Here is a 14,885-nt window from a genome sequence, read left to right on the forward strand (position 1 = left end):
TCGGCTTGCCAGTCTGCACCGTGACGACTGCCGCAGCCTTGAGAACAGAATTCATGAACAAGCTGTGTTTGCTGGGCCTGCTCGTCAGCCTGGCCAGCCAGTCGGCCTTCGCTGACTCGCCTGCCGCCGCGCCATTGCAAGACAAACAGGCGTTCATCGCCAACCTGCTCAAGCAGATGAGCGTCGAGGAAAAGATCGGCCAGTTGCGCCTGATCAGCATCGGCCCGGAAATGCCGCGCGAGAAAATCCGCGAGGAAATCGCCGCCGGACGCATCGGCGGCACCTTCAACTCGATCACCCGTGACGAGAACCGGCCCATGCAGGACGCCGCCATGCGCGGGCGCCTGAAGATCCCGATGTTCTTCGCCTATGACGTGATCCACGGCCACCGCACCATCTTCCCGATCAGCCTGGGCCTGGCCGCCAGCTGGGACATGCAGGCCATCGCCCAGGTCGGCCGTACCTCGGCCCTGGAAGCGGCCGCCGACGGCATCGACATGACCTTCGCGCCCATGGTCGACATTGCCCGCGACCCGCGCTGGGGCCGTACCAGCGAAGGCTTTGGCGAAGACACCTACCTGGTGTCGCGTATCTCCAGGGTGATGGTCGAATCGTTCCAGGGCCACAGCCCGGCCAACGCCGACAGCATCATGGCCAGCGTCAAGCACTTTGCCCTGTACGGCGCGGTGGAAGGCGGGCGCGACTACAACACGGTCGATATGAGCCCCACGCGCATGTACAACGAGTACCTGCCGCCCTACCGCGCCGCCATCGATGCCGGTGCCGGCGGCGTGATGGTGGCGCTGAACTCGATCAACGGCGTGCCCGCCACCTCCAACACCTGGCTGATGAACGACCTGCTGCGCCGCGACTGGGGCTTCAAGGGCGTGACCGTCAGCGACCATGGGGCGATCACCGAGCTGGTGCGCCACGGCGTGGCCGCCGATGGCAAGCAGGCGGCGCAGCTGGCGATCAAGGCCGGCATCGACATGAGCATGAACGACACGCTGTATGGCCAGGAACTGCCGGGGCTGCTCAAGTCCGGCGCGGTCAGCCCGGCCGAGCTGGACAACGCGGTGCGCGAGATTCTCGGCGCCAAGTACGACATGGGCCTGTTCGCCGACCCGTACCGGCGCATCGGCCAGGCCAAGGACGACCCGGCCGACACCTATGCCGACAGCCGCCTGCACCGCGACATCGCACGGGACGTGGCGCGTCGCAGCCTGGTGCTGCTGGAGAACCGCCAGCAGACCCTGCCGCTGAAAAAGTCCGGCACCATCGCCCTGGTCGGCCCGCTGGCCGATGCCCCGATCGACATGATGGGCAGCTGGGCCGCCGCTGGTCGCCCGCACCAGTCGGTGACCGTGCGCGAGGGCCTGCGCCGTGCCCTGGGCGACAAGGCCAGGGTGCTCTACGCCAAAGGCTCGAACGTGACCGGCGACAAGGCCGTGCTCGACTACCTCAACTTCCTCAACTTCGACGCCCCGGAAATCGTCGATGACCCGCGCCCGGCTGCCGTGCTGATCGATGAAGCGGTCAAGGCCGCCAGGCAGTCGGACGTGGTGGTGGCCGTGGTCGGCGAATCGCGGGGCATGTCCCACGAATCGTCCAGCCGCACCACCCTGGAGATCCCGGCGGTGCAGCGCGAGCTGATCAAGGCCCTCAAGGCCACCGGCAAACCGCTGGTGCTGGTGCTGATGAACGGTCGCCCGCTGTCGCTGGCGTGGGAGCGCGAGCAGGCCGACGCCATCCTGGAAACCTGGTTCAGCGGCACCGAGGGCGGCAACGCCATCGCCGACGTGCTGCTGGGCGACTACAACCCCTCGGGCAAGCTGGCCATCACCTTCCCGCGCTCGGTGGGGCAGATCCCGATGTACTACAACCACCTGCGCATCGGCCGCCCGTTCACCCCCGGCAAGCCCGGCAACTACACCTCGCAGTACTTCGAGGAACCCAACGGCCCGCTGTACCCCTTCGGCTACGGCCTGAGCTACAGCACCTTCAGTGTGTCGGCACCGAGCCTGTCGAGCACGACACTGAAACAGGGCCAGAGCCTGGAGGTCAGTGTGCGCGTGAAGAACACCGGCCAGCGTGACGGCGAAACTGTGGTGCAGCTGTACCTGCAGGATGTGGCCGCCTCGATGAGCCGCCCGATCAAGGAACTGAAGAACTTCCAGAAGCTCATGCTCAAGGCCGGCGAGGAGCGCACCCTGCACTTCACCGTGCAGCCGGACGACCTGAAGTTCTACAACAGCCAGTTGCAGTGGGTTGCCGAACCTGGCGAGTTCAACGTCCAGGTCGGCCTGGACTCCGAAACCGTGCAACAGCAACGCTTCGAGCTGCTGTAAGTCGCTGTGACGTTCACGGGGAAGTGCCTGGCAGCCTTCCCCCCTGCCAGGGTACTGCTTGCCATGCCGTTCACTTACCGCGCCGTGCGACTGGGCCTGATTCTGCTGCTGATCACCGCCGGCACCCTGCTGGCCGCCGGCTGGGCGATGAATCAGGCCAAGCGTCAAGCCATGCTCGACGATACCCAGCGGGCCAGCCAGCAACTGGCGCTGTACGCCAACTCGCTGCACACCCTGATCGAACGCTACCGCGCCCTGCCCGCTGTGCTGGCGCTGGACTCCGAACTCATCGCAGCCCTCGGCGGCCCGGTGGGCGAAGCGACCCAGGACGCGTTGAACCGCAAGCTCGAACGCATCAACGGCGCCGCCAGGTCGTCCACCCTCGAACTGCTCGACCACACCGGCCTGGCCGTGGCGGCCAGCAACTGGCGCCTGCCTACCACCTACGTGGGGCAGAACTACGGCTTTCGACCGTACTTCAAGCAGACCCGCACCCAGGGCAGCGGGCGCTTCTATGCGGTGGGGGTGACCAGCGGCATTCCCGGCTACTTTCTGTCCAGCGCGGTGCTGGGCGACCAGGGGCGGTTTCTCGGGGCCATGGTGGTCAAGCTGGAGTTTCCCGAGCTTGAGCGCGAATGGCGCCAGGGCAGCGACGTGCTGCTGGTCAGCGACGCCCGCGGGATCATCTTCCTGGCCAACCAGGACGGCTGGCGCTACCGCGAGCTGAACCCGCTATCGGCGGCCGATTTCAATGAGCTGGACGCCACCCGCCAGTACGACAAGAAGTCGCTCTTGCCACTGCAGCGCCAGGTGCTGACCCGCTTTGACGACAACAGCCACCTGGTGCGCGTGCAGCGCCCCGAAGGCGACACCGACTACCTGTGGGAAAGCCTGCCGCTGGAAGCCGAGGGTTGGACCCTGCACCTGCTGCGCACACCGCGCACCGGGGATGACGAGCGCAACGCCGGGCTGACGGCCGCCGCCGTCTGGCTGACCCTGGTGTTCGCGGTGCTGTTCATCAGCCAGCGCCTGCGCCTGGCCCGCCTGCGCCAGCGCAGCCGCGACGAGCTCAAGCGCCTGGTGGAGGAACGCACCCATGAACTGCGTATGGCTCAGGAGGGCCTGGTGCAGTCGACCAAGCTGGCGGCGCTGGGGCAGATGTCCGCCGCGCTGGCCCACGAGCTCAACCAGCCGCTGACCACCCAGCGCATGCAGCTGGCCACCCTGCGCCTGCTGCTCGACAGCGAGCGCCTGGACGAAGCACGCCAGGCCCTGCAGCCGCTGGACCAGATGCTCACGCGCATGGCGGCCCTTACCGGACACCTGAAAACCTTTGCCCGCAACAGCCCCAGCGGCCTGCGCGAACGTCTGGACCTGGCCACCGTGGTCGACCAGGCGCTACAGTTGCTCGACCCGCGCATCCGCGCCGAGGGCGTCAGCACCGCGCTATACCTGGCGCGTCCGGCCTGGGTACGCGGCGACGCCATCCGCCTGGAACAGGTGCTGATCAACCTGTTGCGCAACGCCCTGGACGCCATGGCCGACAAAACCTGGAAACACCTGGAGATCCGTATCGAAAAGCAGCATGACCACTGGCACCTGAGCGTGCTCGACAGCGGCGGCGGCATCAAGCAGGAGCACCTGGGCTGCGTGTTCGACCCATTCTTCACCACCAAGCCGGTGGGCGAAGGGCTGGGCCTTGGGCTGGCGATTTCCTACGGCATCATCCATGAAGCCGGCGGGCGCCTGCAGGTCGACAACCAGCCAGGCGGTGCGCGTTTCAGCCTGACCCTGCCCTGCGACCCGGAGCCGGCATGCTGAATGCGGTGATTGTCGTCGACGACGAGGCCAGCATCCGTACCGCGGTGCAGCAGTGGCTGAGCCTGGCCGGCTTCGAGGTGCAGCTGTTCGAACGTGCCGAGGCGTGTCTGGCACAGCTGCCCGAGCATTTTCCCGGGGTGATCCTGAGCGATGTGCGCATGCCCGGCATGGGTGGCCTGCAACTGCTGGAGCAACTGCAGGGGCGTGATGCCGACCTGCCGGTGATTCTGCTTACCGGGCATGGCGACGTGCCGATGGCGGTCGAAGCCATGCGCAATGGCGCCTACGATTTTCTGGAAAAGCCCTTCAGCCCCGACAGCCTGCTCGGCAGCCTGCGCCGCGCCCTGGAGAAACGCCAGCTGGTGCTGGAGAACCGCCGACTGCATGAACAGGCCGACCTCAAGGTGCGCCTGGAAAACACCCTGCTGGGCATGTCGCCTGGCCTGCAGCAACTGCGTCGCCAGGTGCTGGACCTGGCCGGGCTGCCGGTCAATGTGCTGATACGCGGCGAAACCGGCAGCGGCAAGGAGCGCGTCGCGCGGTGCCTGCATGATTTCGGCCCGCGGGCCGACAAGCCGTTCGTGGCGCTCAACTGCGCGGCGATCCCCGAGCAATTGTTCGAGGCCGAGTTGTTCGGACACGAGAGCGGCGCCTTCACCGGCGCCCAGGGCAAGCGCATCGGCAAGCTCGAATATGCCAACGGTGGCACGCTGTTCCTCGACGAGATCGAGAGCATGCCGCTGGCCCAACAGGCCAAGCTGCTGCGGGTGATCCAGGAGCACAAGCTCGAGCGCCTGGGCGCCAACCAGAGCATCAGCGTGGACCTGCGCATCATTGCCGCCACCAAGCCCGACCTGCTGCTCGAAGCCCGCGCCGGGCGCTTTCGCGAAGACCTGGCGTACCGTCTGAACGTGGCCGAACTGCGCCTGGCGCCGTTGCGCGAGCGGCGCGAAGACATCCCCCTGCTGTTTGCCCATTTTGCCCGCGCCGCCGCCGAGCGCCTGGGCCGCAGCGCCGCCGACCCCAGTGGCGCACAACTGGGCCGGCTACTCAGCCACGACTGGCCGGGCAACGTGCGCGAACTGGCCAACGCCGCCGAGCGCCACGCCCTGGGGCTGGACGATGCGCAATCGGCGGCAGTGGCGCATACCGGGCAATCGCTGGCTGCCCAGCAGGAAGCCTTCGAGGCCCAGTGCCTGCGCGCCGCCCTGAGCCGTCATCAGGGCGACATCAAGGCGGTGCTCGAGGAGCTGCAACTGCCCCGACGCACCCTGAACGAGAAGATGCAACGCCACGCACTGGTGCGCGAAGACTTCCTCGAACGCCCCGGCTCATAGGCGGATTCTTGCCTATCGCTGCGCCACCAATGAGCGGATTTCCGCTCATTCGACCTGCCAAACCCTTCTAAACCGGGCCTTCGCTGGCTGGCACGGGTCCTGCTATGGCCCTGTCAGGCCGCGTTTACACGCGCACCACAAAAACAACTAGAAGGTTGCTTCAATGGATAACTCCACCTCTCTGCCTGCTGGGGCAGCGGCCGCACCCGCTGAAAAAACCACCTCCAGCCGCCTCAAGTCGATTTTCTCCGGCTCCATCGGCAACATGGTCGAATGGTACGACTGGTACGTCTACGCGGCGTTCTCGCTGTATTTCGCCAAGGCCTTCTTCCCGGCCGGCAACACCACCACCCAACTGCTCAACACCGCCGCGATCTTCGCCGTGGGCTTCCTGATGCGCCCGATCGGTGGCTGGCTGATGGGTATCTATGCCGACCGCAAGGGCCGCAAGGCCGCGCTGATGGCCTCGGTACTGCTGATGTGCGCCGGCTCCCTGGTCATCGCCCTGACACCCAGCTACGAAACCATCGGCGTCGCCGCGCCGGTGCTGCTGGTGATCGCACGCCTGATGCAGGGCCTGTCGGTGGGGGGTGAATACGGCACCTCGGCCACCTACCTCAGCGAGATGGCAACCAAGGAGCGTCGCGGTTTCTTCTCCAGCTTCCAGTACGTCACGCTGATCTCCGGCCAGCTCATCGCGCTGGCGGTGCTGATCATCCTGCAGCAGACCCTGACCACCGAGCAGCTGTACTCGTGGGGCTGGCGCGTACCCTTCGTGATCGGCGCGCTGTGCGCGGTGGTGGCGTTGTACCTGCGTCGCGGCATGGAAGAGACGGCCTCGTTCACCAAGAAGGAAAAGGCCAAGGAAAGCTCGATGCGCACCCTGCTGCGCCACCCCAAGGAACTGGCGACCGTGGTCGGCCTGACCATGGGCGGCACCCTGGCGTTCTACACCTACACCACCTACATGCAGAAGTACCTGGTGAACACGGTGGGCATGAGCATCAGTGACTCGACCATGATCTCGGCGGCCACCCTGTTCCTGTTCATGTGCCTGCAGCCGGTGATCGGCGGCCTGTCGGACAAGATCGGCCGTCGCCCGATCCTGATCGCCTTCGGTGTGCTGGGCACCCTTTTCACCGTTCCGATCCTGACCACGCTGCACACCATCGAGACCTGGTGGGGTGCGTTCTTCCTGATCATGGCAGCACTGATAATCGTCAGCGGCTACACCTCGATCAACGCGGTGGTCAAGGCAGAGCTGTTCCCCACCGAAATCCGTGCGCTGGGCGTGGGCCTGCCGTATGCGCTGACCGTGTCGATCTTCGGTGGCACGGCCGAGTACGTGGCACTGTGGTTCAAGAGCATCAACATGGAGACCGGCTACTACTGGTACGTCACGGCGTGCATTGCCGTCTCGCTGCTGGTGTACGTGTTCATGAAGGACACCCGCAACAACTCGCGGATCGAGACCGACTGATCGGTTTACTGCGGTAGACAAGGGGCCTCCAGCGATGGAGGCCCCTTTTTTGTGGGCTTAATTCGGCATTAATGCGGGTGCGCGATGCTGGGCCCACTCAGAACCGAGTCGTCCTCCTGGCTGGCAAGCCAGCGCCCCTGGGTGCTTCGGCGCTCGCAAAACACTGCGGGCACTGGCTTGCCAGCAGAGGCCAGCCGCTTTCTGATGTATCGATTTAATAGATTTATATAGGCAATATTTTGCGCTTTTTAATCAAATTAACAGGCGTAAAATCAAACCCATAGCAACAGACAACCCCTCACCACCGGAGCAACCCCCATGAAAACCAAACTGATGCTGGCCCTCACCTTCTCTGTCCTGGCCGCCAACGCTTTCGCCGAAGACGGCTTCGACCGCACCAACGCGCACAACTTCGCCGTGGAACACGCCCAGCCCGCCACCGTGGCAGAAGACGGTTTCGATCACACCAACGCGCATCGCTTCGTCGAAGATGGCTTCGACCGCACCCAGGCCCACCGCATCAGCTGACAGCCGATGCAGCGCCACAGCCCGGCTTCGGCCGGGCTTAGTCATTTTCAGGGCCGGCAACTGTTGGCACACTAGGCGCACCCTCCGCCCACAAGGCCCGATGATGTACTACTACGAACCCGCAAAAGGCCACGGCCTGCCCCACGACCCGTTCAACGCCATCGTCGGCCCGCGCCCGATCGGCTGGATCTCCTCCCAGGACCGCGACGGCCGCCTGAACCTTGCGCCCTACAGTTTTTTCAACGCCTTCAACTACATTCCGCCGATCATCGGGTTCTGCAGCGTCGGGCGCAAAGACAGCCTGAACAACATCGAACAGACCGGCGAGTTCGCCTGGAACCTGGCCACACGCCAGCTGGCCGACGCCATGAACCAGAGCTGCGCCGCCGTGGCGCCAGAGGTCGACGAGTTCGCCCTGAGCCAGCTGACCCCGGCAGCCTCCAGGGTGATTGCGGTACCCCGGGTGCAGGAAAGCCCGGTGTCGTTCGAATGCAAGGTGACCCAGATCGTGCAACTGCAACGTGCCGACCAGGCGCTGGTGCCAAGCTGGCTGATTCTGGGCGAAGTGGTAGCGGTGCACATTGCCGAGCACCTGCTCAAGGAAGGGATCTACGACACCGCGGCCGCCGAGCCGATTCTGCGCGGCGGCGGCCCGGCGGATTACTTCGAGCTGGGCAACCTGTTCAAGATGGCCCGCCCGCAGGCCTGATCACCAGATCAGTTCGGCGTCGTCACTGACGCCGTTCAGGCGCTGCAGTTCGACCACTGCAGCGTCATCGGCCTCCAGTGCGGTCTTGAATACCTGCCCTGGCAGCACCTTGTGAAAACGCGGTGCGCCGCCAGCGCCCAGGGCCTTGACCGCGATCGCGGCGCTGTAGCCACCCTCGCCCGGCACCACCGCCGAAACAGCCTCGAATACGTCGAATTCTTTACGTGCCATTGCCTCTCACATCCACATCGGTTGCCGGAAAGGCGCCATTCTAACTCGCCGGCTGCTCGGTGAACGTCTGCAGGTCGAGGCTGTCCACCACCCGCGCCTGCACCAGTTCACCAAACAGCTGCAGGCTGGGCGAGGCAAAGTAGTCGTGCAGCGCCGAAGTATCGGCCCACACCCCGTTGAGCAACCACAGGTCGGCATCGCAGGTGGAACGCTGCACGCTGAAATGCAGACACCCCGGGGTTTGCCGCGACGGTTCGAGCAGTTGCTGCAGGCGCACGCCCAGCTCGGCCGAACGGCCGACGCTGGCGCGCACGAAGGAAAGATGGCTGACCGGTTGTGATGACGTCATGTGCGGTGCTCCTTGAAGCGGCCAGGGAAGAAAACCCAGGCTGCCAAGGCTACGGCCCAGGCCACGCGCGGCGTTAGGCGATTCCTGTCGACGGCTTGCCTGATTCTGCACCCGTCGCAGGATCAGGCAAGAACCGCGCAGCATTCGGCTAGCGCCCCGGCGTGCGCGAACCTATGCTGCGCCCATCGGCAGAGGAACCCGCACATGTCAGCCCCAGAACCCACCCCACCGTTGCTGGACCCGGCCCTGGAGCTTCTGCGCCAGGAACTGGCCGGGCTGGTCGTTCGCCACTGCCCCAGCGGCACGGTGCCTTCGGCCATCGCCGACCTGCACCTGAGCCGCTACGAGCAGAGCACCCGCTCGATGCCGACCCTGGCGCAGCCGGCGCTGTGCATCCTGGCCCAGGGCCGCAAGGAGATCTGCCTGGGCGACGAGACCTATGTGTACGACCCGCTGCACTACATGGTGGTGTCGGTGGCGATGCCGATCAGCGGTGCACTGCTGGAGGCCAGCCCGCAGAACCCCAGCCTGGGCATTCGCCTGGACATCGACCCGGCCGAGATCAACAGCCTGATCGCCGAGGCCGGGCCGATGGGCGTGCCGTCGCAGCCGTCGTCGCGGGGGGTGTTCATCGAACGCCTGGACACCCAGATGCTCGATGCATTGCTGCGCCTGATCCGCCTGCTGGATACGCCCAAGGACATTGCCGTGCTGGCGCCGCTGATCCGTCGCGAGATTCTCTATCGGCTGCTGCGTGGGCAGCAGGGTGCGCGGCTGTACGAGATCGCCATGGCCAACACCCAGACCCACCGCGTGTGCCAGGCCATCCAGTGGCTCAATGATCATTTTCAGCGCCCGCTGCGCATCGACGACCTGGCACGGGAGGTAAACCTGAGTGCCTCGACGCTGCACCACCGGTTCAAGGCGGTGACCTCGATGAGCCCGTTGCAGTATCAGAAGCAACTGCGCTTGCAGGAAGCGCGGCGGCTGATGCTCAACGATGGGTTGGAGGCGTCGGTGGCGGGGTATCGGGTGGGCTATGAGAGCCCGTCGCAGTTCAGCCGCGAGTACAGCCGGCTGTATGGCGCGCCACCGCTGCGGGACATGGCAAGGTTGCGTAGCGCGCTCTAGATCGCTTTCGCCGGCAAGGCCGGCTCCTACAGGCAGTGCGCGGTCGCCTGTAGGAGCCGGCCTTGCCGGCGAAGAACGCTACACCGCCCTCACCACATGCTTGACCTCCTGAAACGCCGCCAGCCCCCAAGGCCCCAGCTCACGCCCCAGGCTGCTCTGCTTGTAGCCACCCCACGCTGCCTGCGGGAAGATCACCTGCGGTGCGTTGATCCACACCAGCCCGGCCTGCAGCTGGTCGGCCACCCGTTCGGCGGCCGCCTGGTCTGCACCTACCACGCTGGCCACCAGCCCGAACTCGCTGTCGTTGGCCAACGCCACCGCCTCGGCTTCGCTGGCCACCCGACGCACGCACAGCACCGGGCCGAAGATTTCCTCGCGCCACAGCGCACTGTCCAGCGGTACCTCGGCAAACACCGTAGGCTCGATGAAGTACCCAGCGGCGTGTTCGAGCGGCTTGCCACCGCACAGCAAGCGCGCGCCGCTGTGCATGCCACGCTCGATGTGCCCCAGCACGCGCTGGTACTGGGCCTGGTTGACCAGCGGCCCCATGTCGCTGTCGCCGGCAAACGGGTCACCCACCCGGATCGCCGCAGCCCGTGCCTTCACCCCGTCGACAAAGGCGTCGTACAGCGCATCGGCCACCAGCACGCGGCTGGTGGCCGAGCACATCTGCCCGGCATTGAAGAAGCCGCCGGCGCAGGCCAGCTCGAGCGCCAGCTCCAGCTCGGCCGACTCCAGCACCAGCAATGACGACTTGCCGCCCAGCTCCAGGCTCACCCCCTTGACCGTCTCGGCCGCGCGCTGCATCACCTGCACGCCGACCGCATTGCTGCCGGTGAACGACACCTTGGCGATACGCGGGTCGCTCGTCAGCGGCGCCCCCACCGCCAGCCCGGTGCCGCACACCAGATTGAACACCCCATCCGGCAGGCCGCATTCGGCGATGATCCGGGCCAGTTCCAGCTCGGCCAGGGGCGTGACCTCCGACGGCTTGAGCACCACGCAGCACCCTGCCGCCAACGCCGGGGCCAGCTTCCAGGCGGTGGTCACCATCGGGAAGTTCCACGGCACGATCAGGCCGACCACACCGCACGGCTCGCGGCGCAGGCGGGCACTGAAATCCTCGCTGGGCAAGGCCAGCGGCTGGTCCTGCTGCCTGTCCAGGGCCTGCGCCAGGCCCGCGTAGTACTCGAACGTTGCCACCACATCGTCGACGTCCATCGCCGACTCGGCCAGGGGCTTGCCGTTGTTGCGCGATTGCAGTTCGATCAGCCGCTCGCGGCGGGCCTCCACACCCCGCGCGATCCTGTGCAGCAGCTCGCCACGGTGTGCCCCGGTGGTACGCGACCAGCCGGCAAAGGCGGCCTGCGCCGCCGTGGCGGCACAGGCGACTGCATCGCCATCGCCCCCGGCCACCTCGGCCAGGGACTGCCCGGTGCTCGGGTTGATTACCGTGAGCGGCTGCGCGCCGTGATGCCACGCGCCCTCGATGTAGATACCGGGCAGGTTCAGCATGATTGCACCGCCTGCATCCACGCTGCCTGGTCGACCTCGATCAGGCTCGGGCCACTGCGTTGGCGGGCACGCAACAACGCCTCGCGCAGTTGCGCCACCCCGCTCGCCGCTTCGGCGGCGCAACCGAGGGCCTTGGCCACGCCAATGAAATCGGGGGTGTGGATATCCACGCCCACCGGTTCGATGGCGCGGTTGAGCATGTACTTCTTGATCTCCTCGTACCCCTGGTTGTTCCACAGCAACACGATCAGCGGCACCTGAGCCTCCACCGCACTGGCCAGCTCCGGCAGGGTGAACTGCAAGCCGCCGTCGCCGATCAGGCACACCGCAGGCAAGCGCCGATCCGCCTGCTCCGCACTGCCCAGCCACGCGCCCATGGCCGCCGGCAAGGCGTAGCCGAGGGTGCCGTAGCCGGTCGAGGCGTTGAACCAGCGGCGCGGCTGGTCGAGGTCCAGGGTCAGGTTGCCGGTGTACACCGGCTGGGTCGAATCACCGACCAGCACGGCATCGGGCAACGTCTGCAGCACGCTGTCGAGGAACAGCGTCTGCGCCCGCGTGGCCGCGTCCCATTCGCTGGCCAGGGTATCGCGCAGGCGCGCTGCCCGCGCCGCGCCCCACTCGCCTTCGCGCGGTGGCGCCGGCTGCTCGGCCAGGGCCAGCAACAGGGCCTGCGCCGCCTGCTCTGCATCAGCCACCAGTGCCACCCTGGGCGGGTAGTTGCGCACGCACTGGTCCGGGTCGATGTCGATGCGCAGCAGGGTGCCGGGGATCTCGAAGCCGCCCTTGAAGGTGACGTCATAGTCGGTTTCGGCCAGCTCGGTGCCGATCGCCAGCACCACGTCGGCCTCGCGCACCAGTGCACGGGTCGCCACCAGCGACTGGGTCGAGCCGATCAGCAGCGGGTGCCCGGAGGCCAGCACGCCCTTGGCATTGATGGTGAGTGCAACGGGCGCCTGCAGGTGCTCGGCCAACCGGGCGAGTGCAGGGCCTGCGTCGATGGCACCGCCACCGGCCAGGATCAACGGGCGGCGGGCAGCGGCCAGCAGCGCCGCCATGCTCGCCACCGGCCCTGGCGCGGCACCGGCGCGGGCGATGTGTACCGGCTCGCAGCCAAGCAGGTGATCGGCGTCTTCGACCAGCACGTCCAGCGGGATCTCGATATGCACCGGGCGCGGGCGCGCGCCCTCGAATACCGCAAAGGCGCGGGCCAGCACGGCCGGCAGGTCATCGGCGCTCATCAGTGTGTGCGAGAACGCCGCCACACCGCTGACCAGCGCGCCCTGGTTGGGCAGCTCGTGCAGCTTGCCGCGACCGCCGCCCAGGGCATTGCGCGACTGCACGCTGGAGATCACCAGCATCGGGATCGAGTCGGCATAGGCCTGGCCCATGGCGGTGGTGATGTTGGTCATGCCCGGGCCGGTGATGATGAAGCACACCCCAGGCTTGCCACGGGTACGGGCAAAGCCGTCAGCCATGAAGCCTGCGCCTTGCTCGTGGCGCGGGGTGATATGACGGATGGTCGAGCCGGCAAGGCCGCGGTACAGCTCGACCGTGTGCACGCCGGGAATGCCGAAAACATGGTCGACGCCATAGTTTTCGAGGAGTTTTACCAATACTTCGCCGCAAGTCGCCATGGTGGTCTACCTGGAATCATTCTGGAACAAGGCCTGATTGGACCCGCCAGGCGCTACCGGCACAATGCAAAAATCCTCATACTAGCCATGTCTACAGCTCATGGCTTACCCCGATGAAACGCCTGCCTCCCTTGCCTGCCCTGCACACCTTCCTGATCACTGCGCAATGCTGCAACTTCACCCGTGCGGCGCAGCAACTGCACCTGACCCAGGGCGCGGTGAGCCGCCAGATCGCCGGCCTGGAAGCACACCTGGGCTACGCGCTGTTCGTGCGCCAGGCACGCGGCCTGAGCCTGACCCGCGAGGGCCAGGACTGGCTGCCGCGGGTGCAGCAGGTATTCGGGCTGATCGAGGAAGGCGTGCAGCAGGTGGGAGCGCAGCGCACCACCCTGCAACTGAAGGCGCCGACCTGCGTGATGCGCTGGTTGCTGCCGCGCCTGATGGAATGGCAGGCGCTGCACCCCGAAGTACCGGTGGAGCTGACCACCACGGTGCAGCACGGGGTGGATTTTCGCCGGGAAACGTTCGATGCGGCGGTGGTGTATGGCGCCGAGCCTGATCCGGCCCTGCAGGTACTGAAGCTGTTCGATGAACAACTGACACCGGTGTGCGCGCCGCAGTTGCCGTTGCGCACGCTGGATGATCTGCAGCAGCACATGCTGCTGCATCCGGCGCGGGACGAGAAGGACTGGGCGACCTGGCTTGGCGCAGCCGGCGTGCAACTGCCCAGGCAAGGCCGGCGCCAGCATTTCGAAACGTTGGATATGGCCATGTCGATGGCGTCCCAGGGCACCGGGGTGGCGATAGGGGATTGGGCGTTGATCGGCGATGACCTGGCCAGCGGACGGCTGGTGATGCCGTTCGACCTGCGGGTCAAGACCGGCAAGGGCTATTACCTGGTGCGGCCCGCGCAGGTGGCGGCGCCGGGGTTGATGGCCTTGCTGGAGTGGTTGGGCGGGCAGGCAGGGGCACCGCGTTGATGCATTCGCCGGCAAGGCCGGCTCCTATACCTGTAGGAGCCGGCCTTGCCGGCGAATGCTTTCTAGGCTCTGTACGAAAAGCCTTGATACTCGGTGATGCTGCGTTGAAAACAGCCTCGGAATGCTCATTTACAACCCGTAAACTCCGCTTCCTCGGCTGTTTTCGCCTTGCCTGACCTTCGTCTCAAGACTTTTCATACAGCCCCTAGTACCCCACAGTAAAGCGCTGACGCGAATGCGCTGGCTTCTCTACCTCATCGAGCAACGCAATCGCATAGTCGGCAAAGGTGATCCAGCTCCTGCCCTTCGCGTCGACCAGCAGGTGATCCTTGCCCACCCTGTAGCTACCGGTGCGCTCGCCTTCGACGAACTCCGCCGACGGCGACAGGAAGGTCCAGTCCAGTTGCTGCTCCTGACGCAAGGCCTGCAGAAAATCGCCACCTGCGCTCGCCTCGGCCTTGTAGGCCTCGGGGAAGTCCGGCGCGTCGATCACGCGCTCCCCTGACGGCAGCAGCAGGCTGCCCGCTCCGCCCACCACCAGCAGGCGCTTGACCCCAGCCTTCTTGACCGGCCCGATGATCGCCTGCGCCGGCACCGTGGCAAAGTGCGCGGCGCTGAGCACCACGTCATGCCCGGCAACGGCCTGCTCCAGCCCCTCGCCCCGGGTCACGTCCAGGGCTACCGTGCTCACCCCTTCGCGCCCCTGCAGGCGCGACGGGTCGCGGGCTATGGCGGTGACGCTGTGGCCACGGCGCAGGGCCTCTTCCAGCAACTGGCTGCCGGCACGTCCGGTAGCACCGATGATTGCGATCTTGCTCATGG

Annotated in this window: 12 protein-coding genes and 1 pseudogene; 8 read left to right on the forward strand and 5 right to left on the reverse strand. The window is 66.2% G+C overall.

What is annotated here, in order from left to right; genetic code table 11:
• The first annotated feature begins 53 nt into the window (after positions 1–53).
• The 6 genes and pseudogenes from bglX to NP552_RS12595 all read left to right on the forward strand — a co-directional run bounded on the left by bglX (position 54) and on the right by NP552_RS12595 (position 8,223).
• The gene (bglX, locus tag NP552_RS12570) at positions 54–2,348 is read left to right on the forward strand and encodes a beta-glucosidase BglX (protein ID WP_274096783.1); all 2,295 of its coding nucleotides are present in this window, start codon (positions 54–56) and stop codon (positions 2,346–2,348) included.
• Between the two features lie 63 nt (positions 2,349–2,411).
• A complete protein-coding gene (locus NP552_RS12575; RefSeq protein WP_043860785.1) occupies positions 2,412–4,169 on the forward strand; it encodes a sensor histidine kinase in 1,758 nt (585 codons plus the stop codon).
• Positions 4,163–5,506: a sigma-54-dependent transcriptional regulator gene (locus NP552_RS12580; protein WP_078479560.1), complete on the forward strand. Its 1,344-nt coding sequence runs from the start codon at positions 4,163–4,165 to the stop codon at positions 5,504–5,506. Before NP552_RS12575 ends, NP552_RS12580 begins: the two co-directional genes overlap by 7 nt.
• A gap of 163 nt (positions 5,507–5,669) precedes the next feature.
• Positions 5,670–6,986, forward strand: coding sequence for an MFS transporter (locus tag NP552_RS12585; protein ID WP_043860783.1), 1,317 nt, complete (start codon positions 5,670–5,672; stop codon positions 6,984–6,986).
• 318 nt (positions 6,987–7,304) lie between these two features.
• Positions 7,305–7,511, forward strand: a pseudogene (locus tag NP552_RS12590) (hypothetical protein); the annotation flags it as partial.
• Positions 7,512–7,617: 106 nt separating this feature from the next.
• Positions 7,618–8,223, forward strand: a complete 606-nt coding sequence (locus tag NP552_RS12595; protein ID WP_274096784.1) for a flavin reductase family protein — start codon at positions 7,618–7,620, stop codon at positions 8,221–8,223.
• On the opposite strand, the gene NP552_RS12600 is transcribed toward NP552_RS12595, so the two are convergent.
• Together NP552_RS12600 and NP552_RS12605 are read right to left on the reverse strand one after the other, a co-directional pair.
• Positions 8,224–8,454 (reverse strand): hypothetical protein, encoded by a 231-nt coding sequence (locus NP552_RS12600; protein ID WP_054914791.1) that lies wholly within the window; start codon positions 8,452–8,454, stop codon positions 8,224–8,226.
• 40 nt (positions 8,455–8,494) lie between these two features.
• The gene (locus NP552_RS12605) at positions 8,495–8,803 is read right to left on the reverse strand and encodes a putative quinol monooxygenase (protein WP_043860779.1); all 309 of its coding nucleotides are present in this window, start codon (positions 8,801–8,803) and stop codon (positions 8,495–8,497) included.
• 204 nt (positions 8,804–9,007) lie between these two features.
• Between NP552_RS12605 and NP552_RS12610 the strand changes: the two genes are divergently transcribed.
• Positions 9,008–9,934, forward strand: coding sequence for an AraC family transcriptional regulator (locus NP552_RS12610; protein ID WP_043860778.1), 927 nt, complete (start codon positions 9,008–9,010; stop codon positions 9,932–9,934).
• A gap of 78 nt (positions 9,935–10,012) precedes the next feature.
• On the opposite strand, the gene NP552_RS12615 is transcribed toward NP552_RS12610, so the two are convergent.
• Complete coding sequence (locus NP552_RS12615) at positions 10,013–11,449, reverse strand: aldehyde dehydrogenase family protein (protein ID WP_274096785.1); 1,437 nt, start codon at positions 11,447–11,449, stop codon at positions 10,013–10,015.
• The gene (locus NP552_RS12620; RefSeq protein ID WP_274096786.1) at positions 11,443–13,083 is read right to left on the reverse strand and encodes a 5-guanidino-2-oxopentanoate decarboxylase; all 1,641 of its coding nucleotides are present in this window, start codon (positions 13,081–13,083) and stop codon (positions 11,443–11,445) included. The genes NP552_RS12615 and NP552_RS12620 overlap by 7 nt, the downstream gene beginning before the upstream one ends.
• Before the next feature lie 113 nt (positions 13,084–13,196).
• On the opposite strand from NP552_RS12620, the gene NP552_RS12625 reads away from it, so the two are divergent.
• A complete protein-coding gene (locus NP552_RS12625) occupies positions 13,197–14,063 on the forward strand; it encodes a LysR substrate-binding domain-containing protein (protein ID WP_274096787.1) in 867 nt (288 codons plus the stop codon).
• A gap of 205 nt (positions 14,064–14,268) precedes the next feature.
• Here NP552_RS12625 and NP552_RS12630 read toward each other — a convergent pair whose 3' ends face one another.
• Complete coding sequence (locus NP552_RS12630) at positions 14,269–14,883, reverse strand: NAD(P)-dependent oxidoreductase (RefSeq protein ID WP_043860774.1); 615 nt, start codon at positions 14,881–14,883, stop codon at positions 14,269–14,271.
• Positions 14,884–14,885 lie beyond the last annotated feature (2 nt).

This window comes from Pseudomonas sp. 8209 (assembly GCF_028682105.1).
Lineage (GTDB): Bacteria > Pseudomonadota > Gammaproteobacteria > Pseudomonadales > Pseudomonadaceae > Aquipseudomonas > Aquipseudomonas palmensis.

Coding starts and splice junctions, on each gene's coding strand:
- bglX (WP_274096783.1), top strand. CDS start 54: ATGAACAAGCTGTGTTTGCTGGGCCTGCTCGTCAGCCTGGCCAGCCAG.
- NP552_RS12610 (WP_043860778.1), top strand. CDS start 9,008: ATGTCAGCCCCAGAACCCACCCCACCGTTGCTGGACCCGGCCCTGGAG.
- NP552_RS12605 (WP_043860779.1), bottom strand. CDS start 8,803: ATGACGTCATCACAACCGGTCAGCCATCTTTCCTTCGTGCGCGCCAGC.
- NP552_RS12585 (WP_043860783.1), top strand. CDS start 5,670: ATGGATAACTCCACCTCTCTGCCTGCTGGGGCAGCGGCCGCACCCGCT.
- NP552_RS12575 (WP_043860785.1), top strand. CDS start 2,412: ATGCCGTTCACTTACCGCGCCGTGCGACTGGGCCTGATTCTGCTGCTG.
- NP552_RS12630 (WP_043860774.1), bottom strand. CDS start 14,883: ATGAGCAAGATCGCAATCATCGGTGCTACCGGACGTGCCGGCAGCCAG.
- NP552_RS12620 (WP_274096786.1), bottom strand. CDS start 13,083: ATGGCGACTTGCGGCGAAGTATTGGTAAAACTCCTCGAAAACTATGGC.
- NP552_RS12580 (WP_078479560.1), top strand. CDS start 4,163: ATGCTGAATGCGGTGATTGTCGTCGACGACGAGGCCAGCATCCGTACC.
- NP552_RS12595 (WP_274096784.1), top strand. CDS start 7,618: ATGTACTACTACGAACCCGCAAAAGGCCACGGCCTGCCCCACGACCCG.
- NP552_RS12615 (WP_274096785.1), bottom strand. CDS start 11,449: ATGCTGAACCTGCCCGGTATCTACATCGAGGGCGCGTGGCATCACGGC.
- NP552_RS12625 (WP_274096787.1), top strand. CDS start 13,197: ATGAAACGCCTGCCTCCCTTGCCTGCCCTGCACACCTTCCTGATCACT.
- NP552_RS12600 (WP_054914791.1), bottom strand. CDS start 8,454: ATGGCACGTAAAGAATTCGACGTATTCGAGGCTGTTTCGGCGGTGGTG.